The 20,084-nt window shown below is 60.6% G+C and carries 13 protein-coding genes; 2 read left to right on the top strand and 11 right to left on the bottom strand.

From position 1 onward, the window contains the following. The first annotated feature begins 28 nt into the window (after positions 1-28). Positions 29-937 carry an acetyl-CoA carboxylase, carboxyltransferase subunit beta gene (gene accD / locus MRBLMR1_RS28455; protein WP_148143834.1) on the top strand — a complete coding sequence of 303 codons (909 nt, stop codon included), beginning with the start codon at positions 29-31 and terminating at the stop codon, positions 935-937. Between the two features lie 129 nt (positions 938-1,066). Then, positions 1,067-2,410, top strand: a complete 1,344-nt coding sequence (locus tag MRBLMR1_RS28450) for a bifunctional folylpolyglutamate synthase/dihydrofolate synthase (protein ID WP_500067059.1) — start codon at positions 1,067-1,069, stop codon at positions 2,408-2,410. A gap of 867 nt (positions 2,411-3,277) precedes the next feature. On the opposite strand, the gene trxA is transcribed toward MRBLMR1_RS28450, so the two are convergent. The 11 genes from trxA to MRBLMR1_RS28395 all read right to left on the bottom strand — a co-directional run bounded on the left by trxA (position 3,278) and on the right by MRBLMR1_RS28395 (position 20,060). Then, positions 3,278-3,598, bottom strand: coding sequence for a thioredoxin (gene trxA, locus MRBLMR1_RS28445; protein ID WP_148143837.1), 321 nt, complete (start codon positions 3,596-3,598; stop codon positions 3,278-3,280). Between the two features lie 72 nt (positions 3,599-3,670). Further along, a complete protein-coding gene (gene addA, locus MRBLMR1_RS28440) occupies positions 3,671-7,243 on the bottom strand; it encodes a double-strand break repair helicase AddA (protein ID WP_500067058.1) in 3,573 nt (1,190 codons plus the stop codon). Continuing rightward, positions 7,236-10,433, bottom strand: coding sequence for a double-strand break repair protein AddB (addB, locus tag MRBLMR1_RS28435; RefSeq protein WP_183686858.1), 3,198 nt, complete (start codon positions 10,431-10,433; stop codon positions 7,236-7,238). The genes addA and addB overlap by 8 nt, the downstream gene beginning before the upstream one ends. 3 nt (positions 10,434-10,436) lie before the next feature. Further along, positions 10,437-11,174: a nucleotidyltransferase family protein gene (locus MRBLMR1_RS28430; RefSeq protein WP_148143840.1), complete on the bottom strand. Its 738-nt coding sequence runs from the start codon at positions 11,172-11,174 to the stop codon at positions 10,437-10,439. Between the two features lie 14 nt (positions 11,175-11,188). Further along, positions 11,189-12,703: a tRNA (adenosine(37)-N6)-threonylcarbamoyltransferase complex ATPase subunit type 1 TsaE gene (gene tsaE / locus MRBLMR1_RS28425; RefSeq protein WP_500067057.1), complete on the bottom strand. Its 1,515-nt coding sequence runs from the start codon at positions 12,701-12,703 to the stop codon at positions 11,189-11,191. After that, positions 12,700-15,270, bottom strand: a complete 2,571-nt coding sequence (locus MRBLMR1_RS28420; RefSeq protein ID WP_500067056.1) for an ATP-binding protein — start codon at positions 15,268-15,270, stop codon at positions 12,700-12,702. Before MRBLMR1_RS28420 ends, tsaE begins: the two co-directional genes overlap by 4 nt. Positions 15,271-15,475: 205 nt before the next feature. Next, positions 15,476-16,876 carry an adenosylhomocysteinase gene (gene ahcY, locus MRBLMR1_RS28415; protein ID WP_148143843.1) on the bottom strand — a complete coding sequence of 467 codons (1,401 nt, stop codon included), beginning with the start codon at positions 16,874-16,876 and terminating at the stop codon, positions 15,476-15,478. 144 nt (positions 16,877-17,020) lie between these two features. Beyond that, the gene (locus tag MRBLMR1_RS28410) at positions 17,021-17,296 is read right to left on the bottom strand and encodes an HPr family phosphocarrier protein (RefSeq protein ID WP_148143873.1); all 276 of its coding nucleotides are present in this window, start codon (positions 17,294-17,296) and stop codon (positions 17,021-17,023) included. Positions 17,297-17,309: 13 nt separating this feature from the next. Beyond that, entirely contained in the window at positions 17,310-17,711 is a 402-nt protein-coding gene (locus MRBLMR1_RS28405; RefSeq protein WP_112459233.1) for a PTS sugar transporter subunit IIA, read from the bottom strand. A gap of 124 nt (positions 17,712-17,835) precedes the next feature. Beyond that, entirely contained in the window at positions 17,836-18,294 is a 459-nt protein-coding gene (locus tag MRBLMR1_RS28400) for an HPr kinase/phosphorylase (RefSeq protein ID WP_148143844.1), read from the bottom strand. Further along, positions 18,291-20,060 (bottom strand): sensor histidine kinase, encoded by a 1,770-nt coding sequence (locus MRBLMR1_RS28395; protein WP_148143874.1) that lies wholly within the window; start codon positions 20,058-20,060, stop codon positions 18,291-18,293. Before MRBLMR1_RS28395 ends, MRBLMR1_RS28400 begins: the two co-directional genes overlap by 4 nt. Positions 20,061-20,084 lie beyond the last annotated feature (24 nt).

The following is a 20,084-nucleotide window of genomic DNA, read 5'->3' as shown; positions in this document are numbered from 1 at the left end:
TGACACTGTTTTATCGGAGTACCCCCAAGTGAACTGGATCACCAATTACGTTCGACCGCGCATCAATTCCATGCTGGGTCGTCGCGAAGTTCCGGAAAACCTCTGGATCAAGTGCCCTGAAACCGGCGAGATGGTCTTCCACAAGGACCTCGAAGAGAACAAGTGGGTCATTCCCGCTTCCGGCTTCCACATGAAGATGCCGGCCAAGGCGCGCCTCCGGGATCTGTTTGACGGTGGTCAGTTTGAAGCCCTGCCGCAGCCCAAGGTCGCCCAGGATCCGCTAAAGTTCCGTGACTCGAAGCGATATGCCGACCGCCTCAAGGACAGCCGCCTCAAGACCGAGCAGGAAGACACGATCCTGTCGGGCCTCGGCACGGTCCAGGGTGTCAAGCTTGTTGCCGTCGTGCACGAGTTCAACTTCATCGGCGGTTCGCTCGGCATGGCAGCCGGCGAGGCGATCGTGAAGGCGGCCGAACGTGCGCTGAAGGAAAAATGCGCCCTGATCATCTTCCCGGCCTCGGGTGGCGCCCGCATGCAGGAAGGCATCCTGTCGCTGATGCAGCTGCCGCGCACCACTGTTGCCGTCGACATGCTCAAGGAAGCCGGCCTTCCCTATATCTGCGTGCTGACCAACCCGACCACCGGTGGCGTCACCGCGTCCTATGCGATGCTGGGCGATGTCCATATTGCCGAGCCGGGTGCGGAAATCGGCTTTGCCGGCAAGCGCGTCATCGAGCAGACCCTGCGTGAAAAGCTGCCGGAAGGTTTCCAGACCTCCGAATATCTGCTGGAACACGGCATGGTCGATATGGTCGTCAACCGCCACGATATCCCGGAGACGCTCGCTCGCATCATCCGCATGCTGATGAAGCAGCCGGTGCAGGAAGCGCTGCCTGCGCCCAAGCCGCAGCCGGAACCGGTCGCTGCGACGGCCTGACCTGAGGCAATTCCGGCAACCGGTTTTGTCGGAATTGCGCTGAAACCAAAAGACTGGGTGGCCTTACTATCGGAAAAGGGTGAGGCTGCTCGAAAAAACGACCAGAGCCGGAGCTACGGGATGTCGACCATGAACCAGCCCGTCGCAAGCGAGGCCGCTCAGGAAATCGAGCGGCTGATGACCCTTCATCCAAAAGGGTTCGATCTGTCGCTTGAACGTATCACCCGCCTCCTAGAGGTGCTCGGCAATCCGCAGCTGAAACTGCCACCGGTTATCCATGTCGCCGGCACTAACGGCAAAGGCTCCTGCACCGCCTTTTGCCAGGCGCTGCTGGAGGCCGGCGGGCATTCGGTCCACGTCCATACGTCGCCCCATCTGGTAAATTGGCACGAGCGTTTCCGCATCGGCGTCAAGGGTGGTCGCGGACAATTGGTGGATGACGCGCTGCTTGCAGATGCCTTGCGCCGTGTCGCAGCCGCCAATGACGGCCAAACGATCACCGTCTTCGAGATACTCACTGCTGCCACCTTCCTGCTGTTCTCCGAACAGCCCGCGGATGCGGTCATTCTGGAAGTCGGGCTGGGCGGACGGTTCGATGCCACCAATGTCATCGCCAATCCTGCCGTCTCGGTGATCATGCCGATCGCGCTCGATCACCAGGCCTATCTGGGTGATCGTGTTGAACTGATCGCCGCCGAAAAGGCCGGCATCATGAAACGCAAGCGTCCCGTCGTGATCGGTCATCAGGAATTCGAGGCCGCCCGCGAAGTGCTGATCTCGACGGCCGATCGCCTCGGCTGTCCGCTATCGGTCTATGGTCAGGATTTCTCCGCCCATGAGGAATTCGGCCGCCTGATCTACCAGGATGAGGATGGCCTTCACGACTTGCCTTTGCCGCGCCTGCCGGGCCGCCATCAATATGCAAATGCTGCCGCTGCCATCCGCGCCGTCAAGGCAGCCGGTTTCGCCGTCACCGACCAGATGATGGAAAAGGCGATGGTGAGTGTCGAATGGCCGGCACGCCTGCAGCGGATCACCGAAGGCAAGCTTCTTGAGTTCGCGCCCAAGGGAGCCGAAATCTGGCTCGATGGCGGGCATAATCCCGCCGGCGGAGAAGTCATCGCCGAGGCTATCGCAGCTTTCGAGGAACGACAGCCGCGCCCGCTTTATCTCATCACCGGCATGATCAACACGAAGGATCCAGTGGGTTATTTTCGCGCCTTTGCCGATCTGGCGGAACACGTCTTTACCGTTCGCATCCGCGACAGCGAAGCCGGGCTTGATCCCGTGGTGCTGGCTCATTCCGCTTTCGATGCCGGTCTTGTCGCCGAACCGTCCGCTTCGGTCGCAGAAGCGCTTCAGGAAATCACTCTCCGCCAGATCCCCGATCGCCCGCCACCGCGCATTCTCATAGGTGGCTCGCTCTATTTTGCGGGCAACGTCCTGGCGGACAACGGCACCCCGCCGACGTGATGCGGTTGGCCATATACGTGGCCCTCGCCCCTCACCCTAACCTTCTCCCCGCTCGCGGGGAGAAGGTTAGGGTGAGGGGCAGACGCGGCCGCAACATTCTAAACACGCCAATCCCACCCCGCGCAGTCTCCCGCCGTGGTTTTCAAAAAACATTCCGGAGAAGCGCACGCAAATGCGGAACCTCTTTGGAATATCAAAGTGTGGCTCCGCATATGCGTGGCCCTCGGCGTTCTCTCGGGACTTCCGGTCCCTACGGGTGATCTTCTCGCCTCGCTGCATGTGGTTGCCCACACTTGGACGGCTTAACCGAACCCGGCATGGCTGCCGGGGGGAGGCTTGATAGGGAAAAGGTTGCCCCAATCCCATGCGTTTCACCCCTTGCGCCCTTGCCGCACGTTACGGATCAGACGAAAGCGCCGGCCCCCACCAGCACGCGAACGCCTCGCGCAACACTCCGGCGATGGAAGCGAGGGGATTGTAGCCATGGGTTGGGAAGGTGTGGACAAGAAATTGGGTAAGAGGTTGAAATGACTGGAGCCGGATTCGAGATCGTCCCCGCCTTTCCTGTATAAGGGGAGGCATGCCGGACTGGCAGCTCGCAAGAGCCTAAGCGCCAGCTCGCCGCAGACGGACGGGAGTTGCGCGGAAAAACACACCTAACGGAACACGTCGAATGTCACTTATAAAAAATCAATTCGAGGCGCCCGACCTGTCTCGATCGGTTTCGGGTTTAACCCGAGGATCAAAAACTCAAGATCGCTAAGGGCAGATTGTGTCCATTCGGAAACCAGCTTCAGAATAGACAAACAAAAACCCGGCTGATTTCCCAGCCGGGTTTTGGATTCACGTGAAACACTTTCTTAAGTGTTATGCTGCGCCGGAAATCCAGGCGGCAAGCGCGGTCTTCGGAGCGGCACCAACCTTGATATCGGCCACTTCGCCGCCCTTGAACATGGCAAGCGTTGGGATCGAGCGAACGCCGAACTGGGCAGCCAGTTCCGGGTTTTCGTCGATGTTCAGCTTGGCGACCTTTACCTTGCCGGAAAGCTCGGTTGCGATCTCTTCAAGGCTCGGAGCGATCATCTTGCACGGGCCGCACCATTCAGCCCAGAAATCCACGACGACCGGCTCGGCGGAGTTGAGAACTTCGGCCTGAAAATTGTTGGTATCGACCTTAACGGTAGCCATAGGGCTCTCCTTCACGATTCTTCGTTGCTGCAAATGTGAGATCGGCATCGATCATTTTCAATGTCCGTCATGTCACTTTGTCTTGAGCTCCGCAAGCGAGCGCGACATCAGCTCGACAGGTAATGTCATGACTGTTGCCGTCTCGGTATAGACCAGCACGCAGTCGACCTGCTTGCCGGGATAAAGCGGCTTCAATATCTCGCGATAGATGGCAAGCTGCGCCCGATGCGTCAGCGGCACGGTCTCAACTTCCGCCGGCGATTTCCGGTTGGTCTTGTAGTCGAGAATGATCACCCGGTCGTCCATCTCCACCAGCCGGTCGATCCGCCCCGAGATCGCATAGTCCTGCCCTTCCAGATGAAGTGTTCCCATGATCGACACTTCCGCCTGGCTGCGGGCGGAAAACACCGGCGCGAGGCCGGAGTGTGAAAGCACCGACATGACGCTCTCGACCAGCTTTTCCCGCTCGGCCTTCGGCCAGAAGCGCGCGGCCCGCTCGGCATAACGATTGGCGGCCGTTTCACGTTCGCCATCGGAAAACTCCGTCAGCATCTGCAGCATGCGGTGAACCAGCTTGCCCTTCTGCAGCGCCAGGCTCGCCGTTGCCTTGTCGGCGAACAGGGGAGAGGTGACGATCAGATCATCCGCATCGTCATCGATCATCACGCCGGCGCCGGATGGGCTGAGTGGTCGGGGCAATATTTTTTGCGGGGGCAGGGGGCGTGAGAGGTCGCCCGGCAGGCCCGGCCTTTCCGTCGCCTTGTGTTCTTCGCGCTCCGCCCGCTCGACACTTCCGCCGGTAACCGGCAACCGCCATTTCAACCCGCTCCATTCGCCATCCGGCCCACTGAACGTGGCGGTGCTGCAATGCTCTTCGTCGAGCGAAAGCGCCCGCGAAATCATAGCCTGCCAGCTCTCCGGATTGTCGCGAACGCCGCGATAGCCGCAGACGATCAGCCGGTCGGCCGCGCGCGTCATGCCGACATAAAGCAGCCGCCGATACTCTTCTTCGGAAAGCGTCTTCAGCCGCTCTTCGTCTGCACCGGTCAGTGCGTTCGAAAGCGTCTTGCCCGGCAGCCATGCCGGAACATCGCCCTGCGCGGTTTTCAGAAACCGGAATTTCGGCACATGCGAGGAGATGAAGGATTTCGAATTGCTGTCGACGAGAAACACGACCGGCGCCTCAAGCCCCTTGGAGGCATGCACGGTCATGATCCGCACCTCGTTGCGCCCGCCATCCTGCTCGCGTTTCACCTCCGGGCTTTCCAGCTCCAGCGTTGAAACGAAAGCCTGCAATCCGGGCAGGCCGGATGTTTCATGGTCCAGCGCAAAGGTCAGGAACTCGTCGAGAATGTCTCCGGCCTCTGTGCCAAGCCGCCCGAGAAATCTTCGCCGCCCGCCATATTGCCCGAGGATCCGCGCAAAAAGATCATGCGGGCTCAGCATCCGCGAAAGTGCCAGCAGATGCTGCAACCTGTCCGCCGCATCATGGAACCGCAGCGGCTGTTCTTCTGCGAGTTCAAGAAGCCGCACCCATGCACTGGTATTTTCGGGCCGCAACGCCGCGACCTCGAAAACATCCTCTTCGGAAAGATCAAACAACGGGCTCTTCAAAAGCGCCGCCAGAGAAAGATCGTCCTGCGGCAACAGCATGAAACGCCCGAGCGCGAGCAGGTCCTGCACCGCGATATGGCTGGTCAACCGAAGTCTGTCGGCCCCTGCCACCGGAATGTTGTCACGTCGCTTCAACGCTCGTGTCAGCGCATTGACGAAGGCATCGCGCTTGCGCACCAGAACCAGAATGTCACCCGGCTCGATCGGACGTTCCACGCCCTTCTCGATCACCGTTTCACGACCGATCATCTCGCCGATCCTGTCGGCGATCCGTGCTGCCAGAATGGCAGCCGGCGCCTTGTCCGGCGTCGAATCGAAAGGTGCCGTCCAGTCCTCTTCCTGTTCGGACACTTCCGGCGCAACCACATCCCACAGATCGACGGCCCCGGCATGACCCATCCGGTTGGACCGGTGCTGCACCGCATCGCCGATCGCAGAAAGCCCCTTGGCATTCTCCTCTAGCGAAAACACCTGGTCGACGGCGGAGAGCACATCCGCAGTGGAACGAAAGGACAGCGGCAGGCGGATTGCGTGAAACGGCTGGCCACTGCCGCGCACCTGTTTCTGCGTCGCGCTGCGCTCCTCGGCAAACCGCTCCGGCCGCGCGCCCTGGAACGAATAGATCGATTGTTTCTCGTCGCCCACCGCAAAGATCGTCCGCAGCGTTTCACGGGCGCTGGTGCCGGAATAGAAATCCTCCGCCAGCGACTTGATTACCGTCCACTGGATCGGACTGGTATCCTGCGCCTCGTCGACGAGAATATGATCGATGCCCTGATCGAGCTTGTAATGCACCCAGGCGCCAACCCCGTCGCGGGTCAGAAGATCGGCGGTGCGCGCAATCAGGTCCTCGAAGTCGAGCAGGCTGCGCCTTCTCTTCAGCTCCTCATAGTCCTCGGTCAGCCGTGCCGCCAGCGTCAACGCCGCCCTGGTTGCCGAAAACATCCGGATCAGCCGCAGCCGGTCACGGCATGCAAACACGTGGTTCCGCGCTGCATCGATTGCCGCCGAAAGCTCCGGCGCTGGCTTCAACATCGCCTTGGCAACCAGAGAACTGTCGGCCTTGACCGTGCCCTTGGCGGTCAGAAAGATCGATTCCAGATAGTCGGCCCGCTTGAAGGCATCCGGCTCCTTCATCACCACCCGCAGGCCATAGGCGACATCGGTCACCTTGGCTCCACCACTCTGGTCGGCCAGCGAGAGATAGAGATCGAGGGTGAGGCCCGACAGCCCCGGAAGTGGCCAGTAGCTGCCGGCGATACTTTCTTCCGTATCGCTTGCATCAAGCCCCAGCATCCGCTTGAGTGCGGGGCCGATCCCGTCATGACGCTCCGCATGCGCTGTGAAACGCCGGATCGCCGTGCGGTTGGCCACGATGTCGGAAAGCAGCGTTTCCAGCCCGAACTCGTCGCCGAGATCGAGCACATGCGCAAAGGCCTCCGCCAGATCAGCGTCGTCTTCAGCAGAGGTGGCGGTCGGAAGTGAACGCCGCGCCTCTGCCAGAAGCGCCGAAGCCGCCCGGTCGTCGAGTACGGAGAAATGCCCCGCGACATTGGCCTCCAGCGGAAACTGATGCAGCAGCGCTTCGCAGAACGCGTGGATCGTCTGGATCTTCAACCCGCCCGGCGTCTCCAGCGCCTTGGCAAACAGCCGCCGCGCCTCAGCCAGCTTGGCCGAATCCGGCTCATGACCTTCGATGCCGGTTATCCGATTGCGCAACTCCTCGTCGGAAAGCACGGTCCATTCGGACAGCCGCTGGAACACCCGGTTCGACATTTCCGATGCCGCAGCCTTGGTATAGGTGAGGCACAGAATGGAGGAGGGGCGGCAACCGGCCAAAAGCAGCCTTATCACCCGCTGGGTCAGAACGTGCGTCTTGCCCGAACCGGCATTGGCCGAAACCCAGGCCGAACTTGCCGGATCGGAAGCGCGCGATTGCTGCACCGTCGTCCAGTCGATCCACTGCTTCGGCTCGTTGCCGCTCGGCAGATCATCGCCCTTTTGCAATTCATCGGTGAGGATCTCACTCATCGGCTTCACCCTCTCCGTCATCATCCGCCGTCGACCATTCCGCGACCCGGGCGAGGTGGTCATATTCACCACCGAAATCGCCCTGCGCAAACGGCACTAGCCGCGAGGCAAAACCGGCATCGCCGCTTCGCAGTTTCAGCACGAACCTGGTCAGCTGATCGATCGAATCCTGCGCCAGATCGATTGCCGATTTCGGCTGTTTCTTGGCACTGGCGGAAGACCCCTCGTTGTTCACCCGCTCCGACCTGAACCGGTCCCCAGGCCGCAACCGCACGTAAAGAAGATCGCCCGGCTGCTGAACGCCCATCGCCTTGAACGCGCCTGCCTGAAGTGCTGCCGCCTCCAGTGCAAGCTGCGGGTCGAGCAGCGCCCGCGCCTGTGACACGGATGGGCTCAAGCCTGTCTTGTAGTCGATAATGTCGGCAGTCCCTGAGCGCATCAGATCGATCCGGTCGGCAATACCGGTCACCCTTATTCCTGCCGTCTCGACCTTAAAACCGGCCCCGGCTTCCGTCACCGTGCTACGCACTTCCGGCGCACGTTTCTCTTCCCAGTCAAGAAATGCCTTCGCCACTTCGACAAAACGCGGCCGCCAGACCCGGTCGATATGCGGCGGCAATTGCTCGGCGTCGAACAGCTCCTGCGTGATCCGCATCATGGATTCACGTGAAACATTGCTGCCCGGCTTGTGGCCTTCACGGGTGTAGCGGTCAATGATCGCGTGATAGAGCGTTCCGCGCTGCGAAGCGCCGGGGTCTTCGTTGAACGGCGAAAGCGGATCGAGTTTCAGGATGCGTCGGGCGTAAACGGAATAGGGGTCACGCCGCAACCGGCCGACCTCGCTGAAGGAATATTTAACCGGTTGCAATTCCGCCGGCGGTCTCGGGGCAGGGCGCTTCGCCGGCTTCTGGTCCTCTCCCTTGTCGATCAGTGAAGCCCAGTGGCGAAAATCTTCGCCGCGCGCTTTCAACCCGTCGGCAAAAGCCTTGCCCCCCAGCGCCAGCAATCGCTGCAGCCAGCGGGAAGCAACCGTCGGCGTCGCGCCCTGGCGTAGCGAGCGTGAAAAGATCAGGTTGCGGGTGCCGCAGGCCATTTCGAAGTCATGCGCCAGCTGGCCGATCCGCCGCTCCGGCGGCTCCAGCCCCATATCGGTTTTCATCGAGCGGGACAGGAACGGGTTGTTGACCGTCTGCCCCGGCCACGATCCTTCGTTCAACCCGCCGAGGATCATCGTGTCGACGCTCTGCAGCCGCGCTTCCAGCGTACCGAAGATGAACACCCGCGGATGCGCAAGCGATCGGGGTTTTACGGCCCCGCCTGTCGTCAGCGCCATGACGATGTCGATCCATTGCGGGCCATCGGCATCGATCTGCCCGTCTGTCTCCATCACCTCGGCAAGCAAGCCGGAAAGCTGCTCACCCGCCTCGCCGGACCACAGAGTGGCCAGATCGCCACGTTCGTCGATCGCAATCGCCTCCAGCGCCTTGCCGGTTCGGCTCGCCCATTCGGAAAGCGGCAGCTTTGCCGTCAGCCCGCGACCATCCGCGCGCCGGCGAACGAAAGAACTGACCAGAGGTTCGACCGCCTGCGTGATACGCCGAGCGACGTCCCGTGCCATGTCGATCGCGTCCTCGGGCAGAGAACCTATCCAATGCGGCGTATGCCGGTTATCGGCATGTGCCGTCAGCTGGGTTTCGAGCAGCGGTTCGAGCGTCGAAATATCCATCTCCCCGACACCACCGCGAAGCGCCAGAACCTCGAGCGCATCGATCGCGGTCTTGAGCTCGGCAACCGGCAGGCCAAGCCGCATCAGCGGATGTTTCATCAGGCCGACAATCGCCACCGGATCGCCCGGCCGAAGTGCCGCTTCCAACAGAAGCTGGGTCAACGTTCCCTGTGGCGTGCCGGAAAGCGCCGAGCCGGCCGAATCGTCGGCAAGGATGCCGAAGCGTGCAAGCTCCGCCGTCACCCGCCGGCCAAGCGCACGGTCGGGCGTGATCAGCGCCGCTTGTGCCGCATTGCCATTGCGGCCGGGTTTCTGCAGCGCCAGCCGAAGCGCGATGGCAATCGCGACTGCTTCCTCCCGCTCATTGGCCGCCTCGATCAGGGAGACATCGGCAAAGGCCGCACCAAGCGCCTCGATATCCGCATCGTCGCGCCACTCGCTCCAGCGGTCGGTCGCCTTCGCCGGCACCAGCGCCTGCGAGATCGCAGCCGCCCGAAACGCCAGATCGACTGGTACCTCTCCGATGATCCCGACATCATCCCGCACGGCACCGATCTTCTTCAACAGCTTGGAAAGCCCGAATTGCGAATGGCTGCGGCTGGCGGGGTCGGGCTTGCCGTCGAACGTTTCCTCTTCGACAGTCGCCCACTGGTCATCCGGCATGGATGTGTCGAGGCCCGGAAGCACGACCGTGCCATTCGGCAGGCGGGAGATCGCCGCGATCAACTCTGCTGCCGCCGGCACCGAGCCCGTCGATCCGGCAACGACCACAGGCCCCCTATGCTCTCGCTCACCGATCCGCCGTGCTTCGCTTCTGAGGATCGCGGCGCGATGTTTGGCAGGGGAGGAACGTTTTAATTCCTCCAGCCGGGCAGGCCAGAAGGCGCTGGCGATCTTCAGAAATTCGGCGGTCAGTTGCCACCAGAGCGCATGTTCGCCGGTCTGCAGGTTGTCGAGATCCGCCCAGTCGCGTTCTTCCGTTTCGATTGCATCGAGCAGTTCGGCAAGCGCTCTGGCAAGCCATATCGCATCGGCCGGGCTTGCCGGCGCCACGAGCGGCGATTCCGAATGCACGTCGAGCACGATCTTCGGCAACTGATTGCGCCAGGCAAGGATCAGCCGGCCAAGCTCGAGCAGCCGGGATGTCCCGCCGATCGGCAGCGCCATATCCATTTCTTCCGGCGCAACCAGATCGAAAAAGCCGCTGTCATCGTCCGTTTCGCCAAGCGGCCGGATCACCGGCAGGATGGCGGCGCGACCGCCAAGCAGATCGACGAATTCCGAGCGCAACACACGGGCCGAACGCCTCGTCGGCACGAAGATCGTCACATCGGCCAGCGATAGCGGATCGGCAGGATCGTAGCGAAAATCCTCGTTCAGCCGCCCGTCGCAAAGTGCGGCGGCCAGCGTCTTCAGGAATGGCACGCCTGACGGGATCGAGAAAATTCGCCGTTCAGCCGGCATGGGTCACACCTTTTCCGAATGGCGGGCAATCACAGCCTCGGCCTCTGGAAGCGCTTGCGGCGTTCCCACCGTAATCCATTCGCCATCCATGACGAGACCGAAAAGCCGGCCCCTGGCGATCGCCCTGTCGAAATAGATGTTGAGGTTGAAAGCATCATCCGGGGCGTCCTCAAGCAGTGAGGAATGCAGCACGATCGCGCCGGCATAGACGACAGGGTTGTCGCCATCGACATACCGGCTCAGCCGACCGTCCGCATCGAGCTGAAAATCCTTCTTGCCGTTATGGCCGGTCGTGCGGTCCAGCGGCACGCAGAGTAGCGCCATGTCCATCCGCTCGGGATCGAAGAATCCGGCTAATTTCTGCAGGTTGGTAGGAGCGCCCGGCGTCTCGCCGATCCAGAAAAGATCGGCATTCATCACATAGACGATGCCGGGATCGAGCAGCGCGAGACCTTTCTTGAGGCCTCCGCCAGAATTCATCAGCGCTGCGCGCTCGTCGGAAATGAGGATGTCGAGCCGCGGATAGGCTGAAAGATGCGCTTCCATCCGGTCGGCGAAATGATGCACGTTGACGACAGCGCGGGTCACGCCCGCATCAGCCAGCGCATCGAGCCCGTAATCGATCATCGGTTTTCCGGCGACCGGCACCAGAGGTTTCGGCATCGTATCGGTGATCGGCCTCAGGCGCGTGCCAAGTCCGGCGGCAAGCACGACGGCCTGCGTGAGTGGAACCAAAGTCATCATCGAAGCCGTATTTATGATTCGGAAAAGTCTATTCCAGCCCGCACGCACCAATCGCGCAAGGGGGCGAGCGCCTCGTGGGCAAGCGCCGTGGAAAGATGACGCAATGTGCGCGGCATGTGCCTCAGGTAGTGAGGGACACCATCGCGCTCCTTCAGTCGTACCCACAACCCGACAAGCTTGCAGTTCCGCTGCGCCGCCATGATCGCCCAGGATTTGAGGAAAGAGGCTTCATCGAAACTACCCAGCGAACGGCGTAGCGTCAGATAGTCGATCATCATCTGGTCGGCCAGCGCCTTCGGGATATCGACACGCGCATCCTGCACGATCGAGGCAAGATCGTAAGCCGTCGGCCCGATCATTGCGTCCTGAAAATCGATCAGCCCGACGCGGCGCACACCGGCCTGCTGCGGCTGCCAGATGATATTGGGCGAATGGAAATCACGCAGCAGCAGGTTCTTCTCCGCGCTCTGAAGTTCGCCGATCAGCCCGTCCCAGATCGCCAGATAGTCCTGCCGCTCTTCCTCGCTCGGTTGTTCACCGCGCTTCCAAGGCAGATACCAGTCGAGCAGAAGCCGGGCCTCCATCTTCATCGCCGTCGGATCGAAATCCGGCACGTGATGGGTGGGGCCGCCTTTGATCGGCAGATCCTGCTTCATCGCGTGGCTGTGTAGATAACCCAGGCAAACGACGCTTTCGCGATACCGATCCTCGATCGGCCAGCCGTCTTCATCCAGTACGCCTTCCTGGCCGAGATTTTCGAGAAGCAGGATTCCTTGCTCGTAATCCACCTCCAGAACTTCCGGCGCCGTCAGGCCGATGCCGCGCAGATACTGCGAAATCGCCACGAAAGGATAGGCATCCTCGGCAATATGGGCGACTTTCGGATAGGGCTTGCCATCCAGAACCGGCGGACCTTCCGGCCGCTTCGGCCAGTCCATCAGCACCAGTGTTTCGCCGGTCGCGGTCGCAACACTCTCATAAGCCCGCATCGAGGCGTCGCCGGTCAGAAACCGCCGCGTCGCACCGGCATAACCACGTGTATTGAGAAATTCGCGAATCGACAGCACGCGCCGGACGCGCGAAAGGGCAGGGGCCGGCGCCGTGATCGTCACCCGGCGTCCCGTGCCCTCATGCTCCAACTTCATCACGATCCGGTCGGCGGGCAAAAGATCGCCGGCCATTTCCGGCCATTCGACAAGGCAGATACCGGATGACAGCGCTTCGTCGAAACCGAGCTCGTCCAGCTCGGAGGAGTCGCTCAGCCGATAGAGATCGAAATGCGCGATCGGTATGCGCAGCTCGTCATAGGATTGCACGAGCGTGAAGGTCGGGCTCGGCACTTCCAGATCGACGTCATCGGCCACTGCACGGATCAGCGCCCGGGCAAAGGTCGATTTACCGGCGCCGAGATCGCCCGAAAGCGCCACGCAATCGCCCGGCTTCAGCGCCAGTGCCAGATCCTCGCCGAACTCTATCGTGTCCCGCTCACCGGCAAGGATCAGCGTCAGCGACTGGCCGTCACTCATTCGGCCGCGACCGAGTGGAATGAGGAAACGGCTGGGATGCGGCAGGTGACGGTGGTGCCGTCACCTGCACGGCTGTCGATCGAGACATCGCCATTATGCAGGTGGACAAAGCTTTCGACGATCGAAAGGCCGAGGCCCGCACCGCTGCGCTTGCCATCCTTGGCCTGAGCCTTGAAGCGGTCGAACACGGTTTTCAGCATGTCCGGAGGAATGCCGGGGCCGCGATCGCGCACCGAGAAGAACACGTTCGCTGCATCGCGCCAGCAGTTGAGCGTGATCGTCGAGTTCTCCGGCGAGAAATTCGTCGCATTGGTCAGAAGCTTGATAAGGATTTGCTTTAACCGCTGCTGGTCCGCCACGATCGTTCCCATGCCAGCGGGAGCGATGATTTCCAGCGTCATGTTGTTTTCCTGCAGCCGGTCGGCGATCTGCATCGCCACGTCGTCCAACAGGTCCTCGATCGCCAGCTCCGAATAGTTCAGCTCCATGATACCGGCATCGACGGTTGCGAGATCGAGAATGTCGTTGACGATGGTGAGCAGAACCGAAGACGAGGTGGAGATATGGTCGATATATTCGGCCTGCCGGTCGTTCAACGATCCGATACCGGGCGTCTTCAGAAGGTCGGTAAAGCCGATGATATTGGTCAGCGGCGAACGCAGCTCGTAGGAAACGTGCTGGACGAAATCGTTCTTGAGCTCGTCGGCCTTGCGCAGCGCCTCGTTCTTTTCCTTCAGCGCCTTTTCCGCCTGCACGCTGGCCGTCTTGTCGACAAAGGTCAGCATCGTCTGGGCGTTCGGCAGGGGCGTCACCGCATAATCGAGGATCAGGCCCGTATAAAGCTGGAACTTGCCGTCGAGCGTTGGTCTCTCGTCGTCAAAAGCGGTGAGCGCCTGGGCAAACCTGCGCCAGCCATCCGGCTCGGCATAGGATGCGGCGCATGCAGCCTCGATCGTCTTGATATGGGTGCCGGGTTCCGCCTGTTCGGCGGTAATGCCCCAGAGTGCCCGGAAGGCCGGGTTCGACAGCCGGATGCGGCCATCAGGGCCAAATACCGCAACACCTTCGGTCAGATGATCGATCGTCTCGCCCTGGACGCGCACCAGCGTGTTGTAGCGTGCTTCGAGATCCACTTGTTCGGTAAGGTTTTCGAACACCCAGGTCGCACCGCCCTGCGGGTGGGCCGTGGCGATGACGCGCAGCGTCTGGCCGTTCGGCAGATGCCAGGTATCGGTCTTGGTATCGAGCGACTGGTAGACGGCAAGCGCCGTATCCTTCCAGTTCCGCCAGTTCAGCTGTTCCGGCAGCTTGCCGTTGGTGCGCAGCTTGTCCAGCAGTTCGCTATTGTCCGGCTTTGATTCGAGGAACGGCAGGTCCAGGTCCCAGAGCTGCATGAAGGCCTGGTTGTAGAATTGCAGGCGGCGCTGGCTGTCGAAGATCGCCACCGGCGTTGCCAGATGGTCGAGCGTTTCGGCATGGCTTTTCAGCGTCCGCTTCAGTTCCTCGCGCACGGCCTCTGCTTCGGAAACGTCGATCGCCATGCCGGCCGAACCTTCGGTCGTCACCACATCGACGACATCCAGCACGGTTCGATTGCCGTGAACGACGGTCGAAAGCCGGTCATGGAAAGGCGATGTGACGGTGGCCTTTGCCCGGATCATTTCGCGGCTGACCGTTCCGAGCAGTTCGCGGCCTTCTTCCACAGCGCGTGCGGAGCTTATCGCGTCGACCGCCTCGCCATAGGCATGGTTGACCCAGGCAAGCTTGCCCTGGCCATCACGGCGCCAGACCGGCTGCTCGATCGTGTCGAGAAGCGATTCGAACATCGAGATCGAGCTTCCCAGCCGATCACGCTCGATCTTTAACTCGGCAAGTTCTGCCCTGAGATTGTTGAGTGCGAGGAAACGCACGAATGCCTTGCCGCCCGAAACTCGGCCTTGGACCTCTAGCACCTCGTCTCTGGCCGTCTCGATCACCATGTCGAAGCTGCGCGCATGGCTCCTGAGCTCGTCGATCGCCTTTTCGAGTTCCGCAGCCGAGCCGGGACGAAGCCAACGGCCGAAAGCGAGGAATTCCCGATCTGCCTGCGGAGCACCCGTCTCGACGGGGAGGTGACCGAGGAATTCAGCCTTTGGCGAGCCGCTTTCCCACACGACGATCCGCCGGTTCTTGTCGGCGATCAGTGCTTCATATTTCGAGATTCGCTGCTGCGCTTCCGATAACGCGCCGCGCATTTCTTCCGTCTCGACTTCCATATTGCCGCGCTGGCGCACCAGCCAGACGGTCGAAAGCAGCGCAGCACCCAGCGCACCGATGACGACCGAGGAGACGATGATGACCTGTGCCGAAGAGAACAGCTGGACAGCCGTTTCTTCTTGCGCGAAGGCAGCCGTAGGCAATGCGACCAGCGCAGTCCCGGAAAGAAGGGAACGGGCGATCCGCTTAAGCCGGATATAGGTTTTTCTGCCGTATCCGCTGTTCGCGAAATACGGGTTTCCAAAAGCGCGCATGCGCAAGCCAGAAACTGGATCGGCCTGCTTTAACAGGCTCGTTTTTTTTACCGCCATGACCGGTGTGTCTCCGTCCAATTGCCGCTCATCGACAAGACATACCACTTCGCACCTTGCCCGAAGCCGAATGGCCGAGAGGTCGAATCAAGTCCCAAAACAATACGTGTTCGGCAGAGGGGCGGAAAGGGGGACGGCAAAAAAGAAGCCGCAGCCTTTTGTCAAGGCTGCGGCTACAAGATGTTGTGGATTAACCGGCTAGTGATTAGTAGCGGTAGTGGTCTGCCTTGAACGGACCCTGGGCGGACACGCCGATATAGGCGGCCTGTTCGTCGGAAAGCGTCGAAAGCTTCACACCGAGCTTGTCGAGATGCAGGCGCGCGACCTTCTCGTCGAGATGCTTCGGCAGAATATAGACCTCGTTCTTGTACTCGTCCTGCTTGGTGAATAGCTCGATCTGGGCCAGCGTCTGGTTGGTGAACGAAGCGGACATGACGAAGGACGGGTGCCCGGTTGCGTTGCCGAGGTTCAACAGGCGGCCTTCAGAAAGAAGGATCATCCGGTTACCCTTCGGGAACTCGATCATGTCGACCTGCGGCTTGACGTTGGTCCACTTGAGGTTCTTCAGAGCCGCAACCTGGATCTCGTTGTCGAAATGGCCGATATTGCCGACGATCGCCATGTCCTTCATCTCGCGCATATGCTCGATGCGGATGACGTCCTTGTTGCCGGTGGTGGTGATGAAGATGTCGGCGGTCGCAACGACGTCTTCGAGCTGCACGACTTCAAAACCGTCCATGGCGGCCTGCAGCGCGCAGATCGGATCGACTTCGGTGACCTTGACGCGAGCGCCGGCGCCCTGCAGCGAAGCGGCGGAACCCTTGCCGACGTCGCCGTAGCCGCAGACGACGGCAACCTTGCCGGCCATCATCACGTCGGTGCCGCGACGAATGCCATCGACCAGCGATTCCTTGCAGCCATACTTGTTGTCGAACTTCGACTTGGTGACCGAGTCGTTTACGTTGATCGCCGGGAAGGGCAGCAGGCCCTTCTTGGAGAGTTCATAGAGGCGGTGAACGCCTGTCGTCGTTTCTTCGGTAACGCCCTTGATCGCATCGCGCTGCTTGGTGAACCAGCCCGGCGAAGCCTTGAGACGCTTGTTGATCTGCGCGAACAGGATTTCTTCTTCTTCCGAACCCGGATTGGTAAGAACGTCCTCGCCGGCTTCGGCACGTGCACCGAGCAGGATATACATGGTGGCATCGCCGCCATCGTCGAGGATCATGTTGGAGGTGCCGCCATCGGTCCACTGGAAGATCTTGTCGGTATATTCCCAGTACTCGGTCAGGCTTTCACCCTTAACGGCAAAGACCGGAATGCCGGCTGCCGCGATGGCGGCTGCGGCATGGTCCTGGGTCGAGAAGATGTTGCAGGAGGCCCAGCGGATGTCGGCGCCGAGTTCCTTCAGCGTCTCGATCAGCACGGCCGTCTGGATCGTCATGTGCAGCGAGCCGGAGATGCGCGCGCCCTTCAGCGGCTTGGAAGCGCCGAATTCGGAGCGGCAGGACATCAGGCCCGGCATTTCCGTCTCGGCAATGTCGAGCTCCTTGCGGCCATAGGCGGCAAGGTTGATATCCGCGACGATGTAGTCCTTTTCAGTGCTCATAAAGCTCTCCGATCACGTTGCATGGCGCACAGCCGGATAACCGGTACCCCGCTGGCTCAAAACTCCCATGCGGTGTAGCAGGCTTCCCGGCCGCTTGCAACGGTGATATAAAGAGGTCTTTATATGTTTATGTGACGTCGTTAATCAGGCTTCTTCGCCGAATTTGTTGGCGATCAGAGCCTCAAGCGCATCGAGCGCTTCTCCTGCCTGAACGCCTTCGGCAGAAACATCGATGTAACAGCCCGTGCTCGCGGCCAGCATCATCAGGCCCATGATCGACGTACCGCCGACGCTCATACCGTCCTTTGAAACAGTGACCTGCGCATCGAAACCTTCAACCATCTGGACGAACTTGGCGGATGCCCGGGCATGCAGCCCACGTTTGTTGACGATCACGAATTGGCGGGAGGAGGCGGACATAAGGTTCATGTTCTCACTTGCCGCTCAGCACGCGGCTGGCGACGTTGATATATTTGCGCCCGGCCTCAGAAGCTTCCGCCAGCGCCTTTTCCATATTGTCCTCGCCGCGTATGCCGGCAAGCTTGATCAGCATCGGCAGGTTGACGCCGGCGATCACTTCGGTCGTGCCGCTTTCCATGACGGAGATCGAAAGATTGGATGGCGTACCGCCAAACATGTCGGTCAGGATGATGACGCCCTTGCCTGCATTGGCGCGGGCAACCGCATCGACGATGTCCTGCCGACGCTGGTCCATGTCGTCCTCGGGACCAATACAGACGGTTTCGATGAATTTCTGGGGTCCGACGACATGCTCGACTGCATGTCTAAACTCCTCAGCCAGCTTGCCATGGGTGACAAGCACCAGTCCGATCATGAAAATACGCCCCCTGATTTCAAAGCTCGCGGCCCATATCGTAACGCACTGGTGCCGTAAAGCGGCGGGATGCCATCTTCGCCAACTGGAAATGAAGTTCAAGTCAAAAAATCGGGCGCGCCGCTCACCAAAAAGGCGCTTCCTGCCTCCAGGCGGGCATGAGGGCGCCGATAATCGCCAACGGATCTGCTGCCCTATCGGCAATTCTAACAAGCGGCAGCCTGCCGAAATCGCCGATTTGCCAATACTCGTTTTCGGGCGGAAGCCGTTCCGTCGCGGCAACTGAAACCAATTGAACGGCAAGGTCGAGCGGTGCAGAAGCGACATGGTCCATTTTAACAATGCCGCTGCCGCGCAGCTCCATCTGCCCGGTTATGCTCGGAGGGCAGGTCGCAACGAGCCGACCATCCTTCTGGTCGAGGAAAACTTGGTCATCCGAAATCAGCGCCGAAAAAGCCTTGGCGCGACGGGCTATGGCGAGGCAGGTAAATGCCATCATCGATTTGCCGATACCCGATGGGCCGAGAAAGATCAGCCCGCGTTCGCCCACAACAATGGCTGTGCCGTGGACGTTTCGGGTCATGCTGCGTTGCCTGCTGGAAGAGAAAGAGTGAAGCGCGCACCGGTTGTTTCCTGAGCTTTCCCGTGCAGATTTTCCGCCTTCAGGCTGCCGCCATGCGCCTCTGCGATTTGCCGGCTGATGGAAAGCCCGAGGCCGGAATTCTGGCCGAAACTCTCGCCGTCCGGGCGGTCTGTGTAGAAACGCTCGAAAATCCGATCGATATTTTCAGCCTGGATGCCGGGGCCATTGTCATCGATCGTGATGACTACCTTGTCCTTGTTCCGGGTGAGGCGGATGGAAAGCCGGCCGCCTTTCTCGGGTACGAAGGAGCGCGCATTCTCGATCAGGTTGGTGACGATCTGTCCGAGACGCAGGTCGTGACCGTTGACCACATAGATATGGCGGTCGCCGCCCTTGTGATCGATTGCAAGATCGATTTCCACGGGTTTGCGCCCGCTGCGGATCTGCCGGGAAATATCGACCAGATTGCTCAGCAGTGTCTCCATGTCGACCGGCGCCGAATCCGTGCGAGCAAGTTCCGCATCCAGACGAGATGCATCGGAAATATCGCTGATGAGACGATCCAGCCGGCGCACGTCATGGAAGATGATTTCCGTCAGCCGTCGTTTCGAATCCTCGGATTTCGCCAGCGGTAGTGTTTCGACAGCGCTGCGCAGCGAGGTCAGCGGGTTCTTCAATTCGTGGCTGACATCGGCGGCAAAGCTCTCGATTGCGTCAATGCGGTCGTAAAGCGCATTGGTCATGTCACGCACTGCGATGGACAGGTTGCCGATTTCATCCTGGCGATAGGAGAAGTCCGGAATCTCCTCACGCTGCTTGGCACCGCGGCGCACCCGGATGGCGGCCGCAGAAAGGCGGCGCAGCGGATTTGCGATGGTTGACGACAGAAGCAGCGACAGCACGATATTAACGAGCGTCGCCACGCCGAATACGCGCATGATGGCAAGACGTTCGGCGTGAACGATCTTGTCGATATCGCCGGCCTGTGTCGACAGAAGCAAAACGCCGAGAACCGCCCGGAAGCGCTGGACAGGAACCGCGACGGAAACGATCAGTTCGCCGCGCTCGGTAATACGCACCAGCGCGCCGCGAACACCGGTCAGCGCATTCATCACTTCCGGATAGATCGAGCCATCGCCGCCCGGCGCTTCCTTGTAGATCGGCAGGTTGCCAGGCTGGAGCAGCCGGTTGAACATGCCCGACATCCACTCGCTCCAGGTCTGCGTCTCGTTCTCGACCGGTGGCAGATCGTAGCGAAGAACCTGTCCGCGGGAATAGAGATGCCGCGAATCGAGTAGCAGGTTGGCATCCGCATCGAACAGGCGGGCGCGTGTTCTGGTGGGAGAAATCAGTCGTCGAAGTACTGGCGCAACGCGCTCCGGATCTATCGGAAAATCGAGATCCTCATCGTTCGGCACCGGCGTGATGCTTTGCCCGGCTTGCAGTTCCAGCAGCTTTTCGGGGTCGATAGTGATCGAATTCGTGTCGACGGAGGCGGATGCCGAAATTGCGGCTGAAATGATCTCGCCCTGGGTCAGAAGGCTTTCTACGCGAGCGTCAATTAGCCCCTCGCGGAATTGGTTCAGGTAGAGGATGCCGGCCACAAGAACGACGGTCGCGGCGATATTGAAGAATAGGATACGCCGCGTAAGGCTCGAAAACACGGCATGGCCAAACAGTCGCCGGATGATGGTGAAGACATGCGGCCAGTGCCGGCGCGCCTTGGGCTTCGCCGGTGCCGTCTCCGTTTCGTGGTTTTCGAGCAGTCTGTCTGCCACGTCTTATCCTTC

This window comes from Neorhizobium sp. LMR1-1-1.1 (genome assembly GCF_040675795.1).
Classification (GTDB): Bacteria; Pseudomonadota; Alphaproteobacteria; order Rhizobiales; family Rhizobiaceae; genus Neorhizobium; species Neorhizobium cellulosilyticum.
This window is presented reverse-complemented; position numbering and strand designations above follow the sequence as displayed.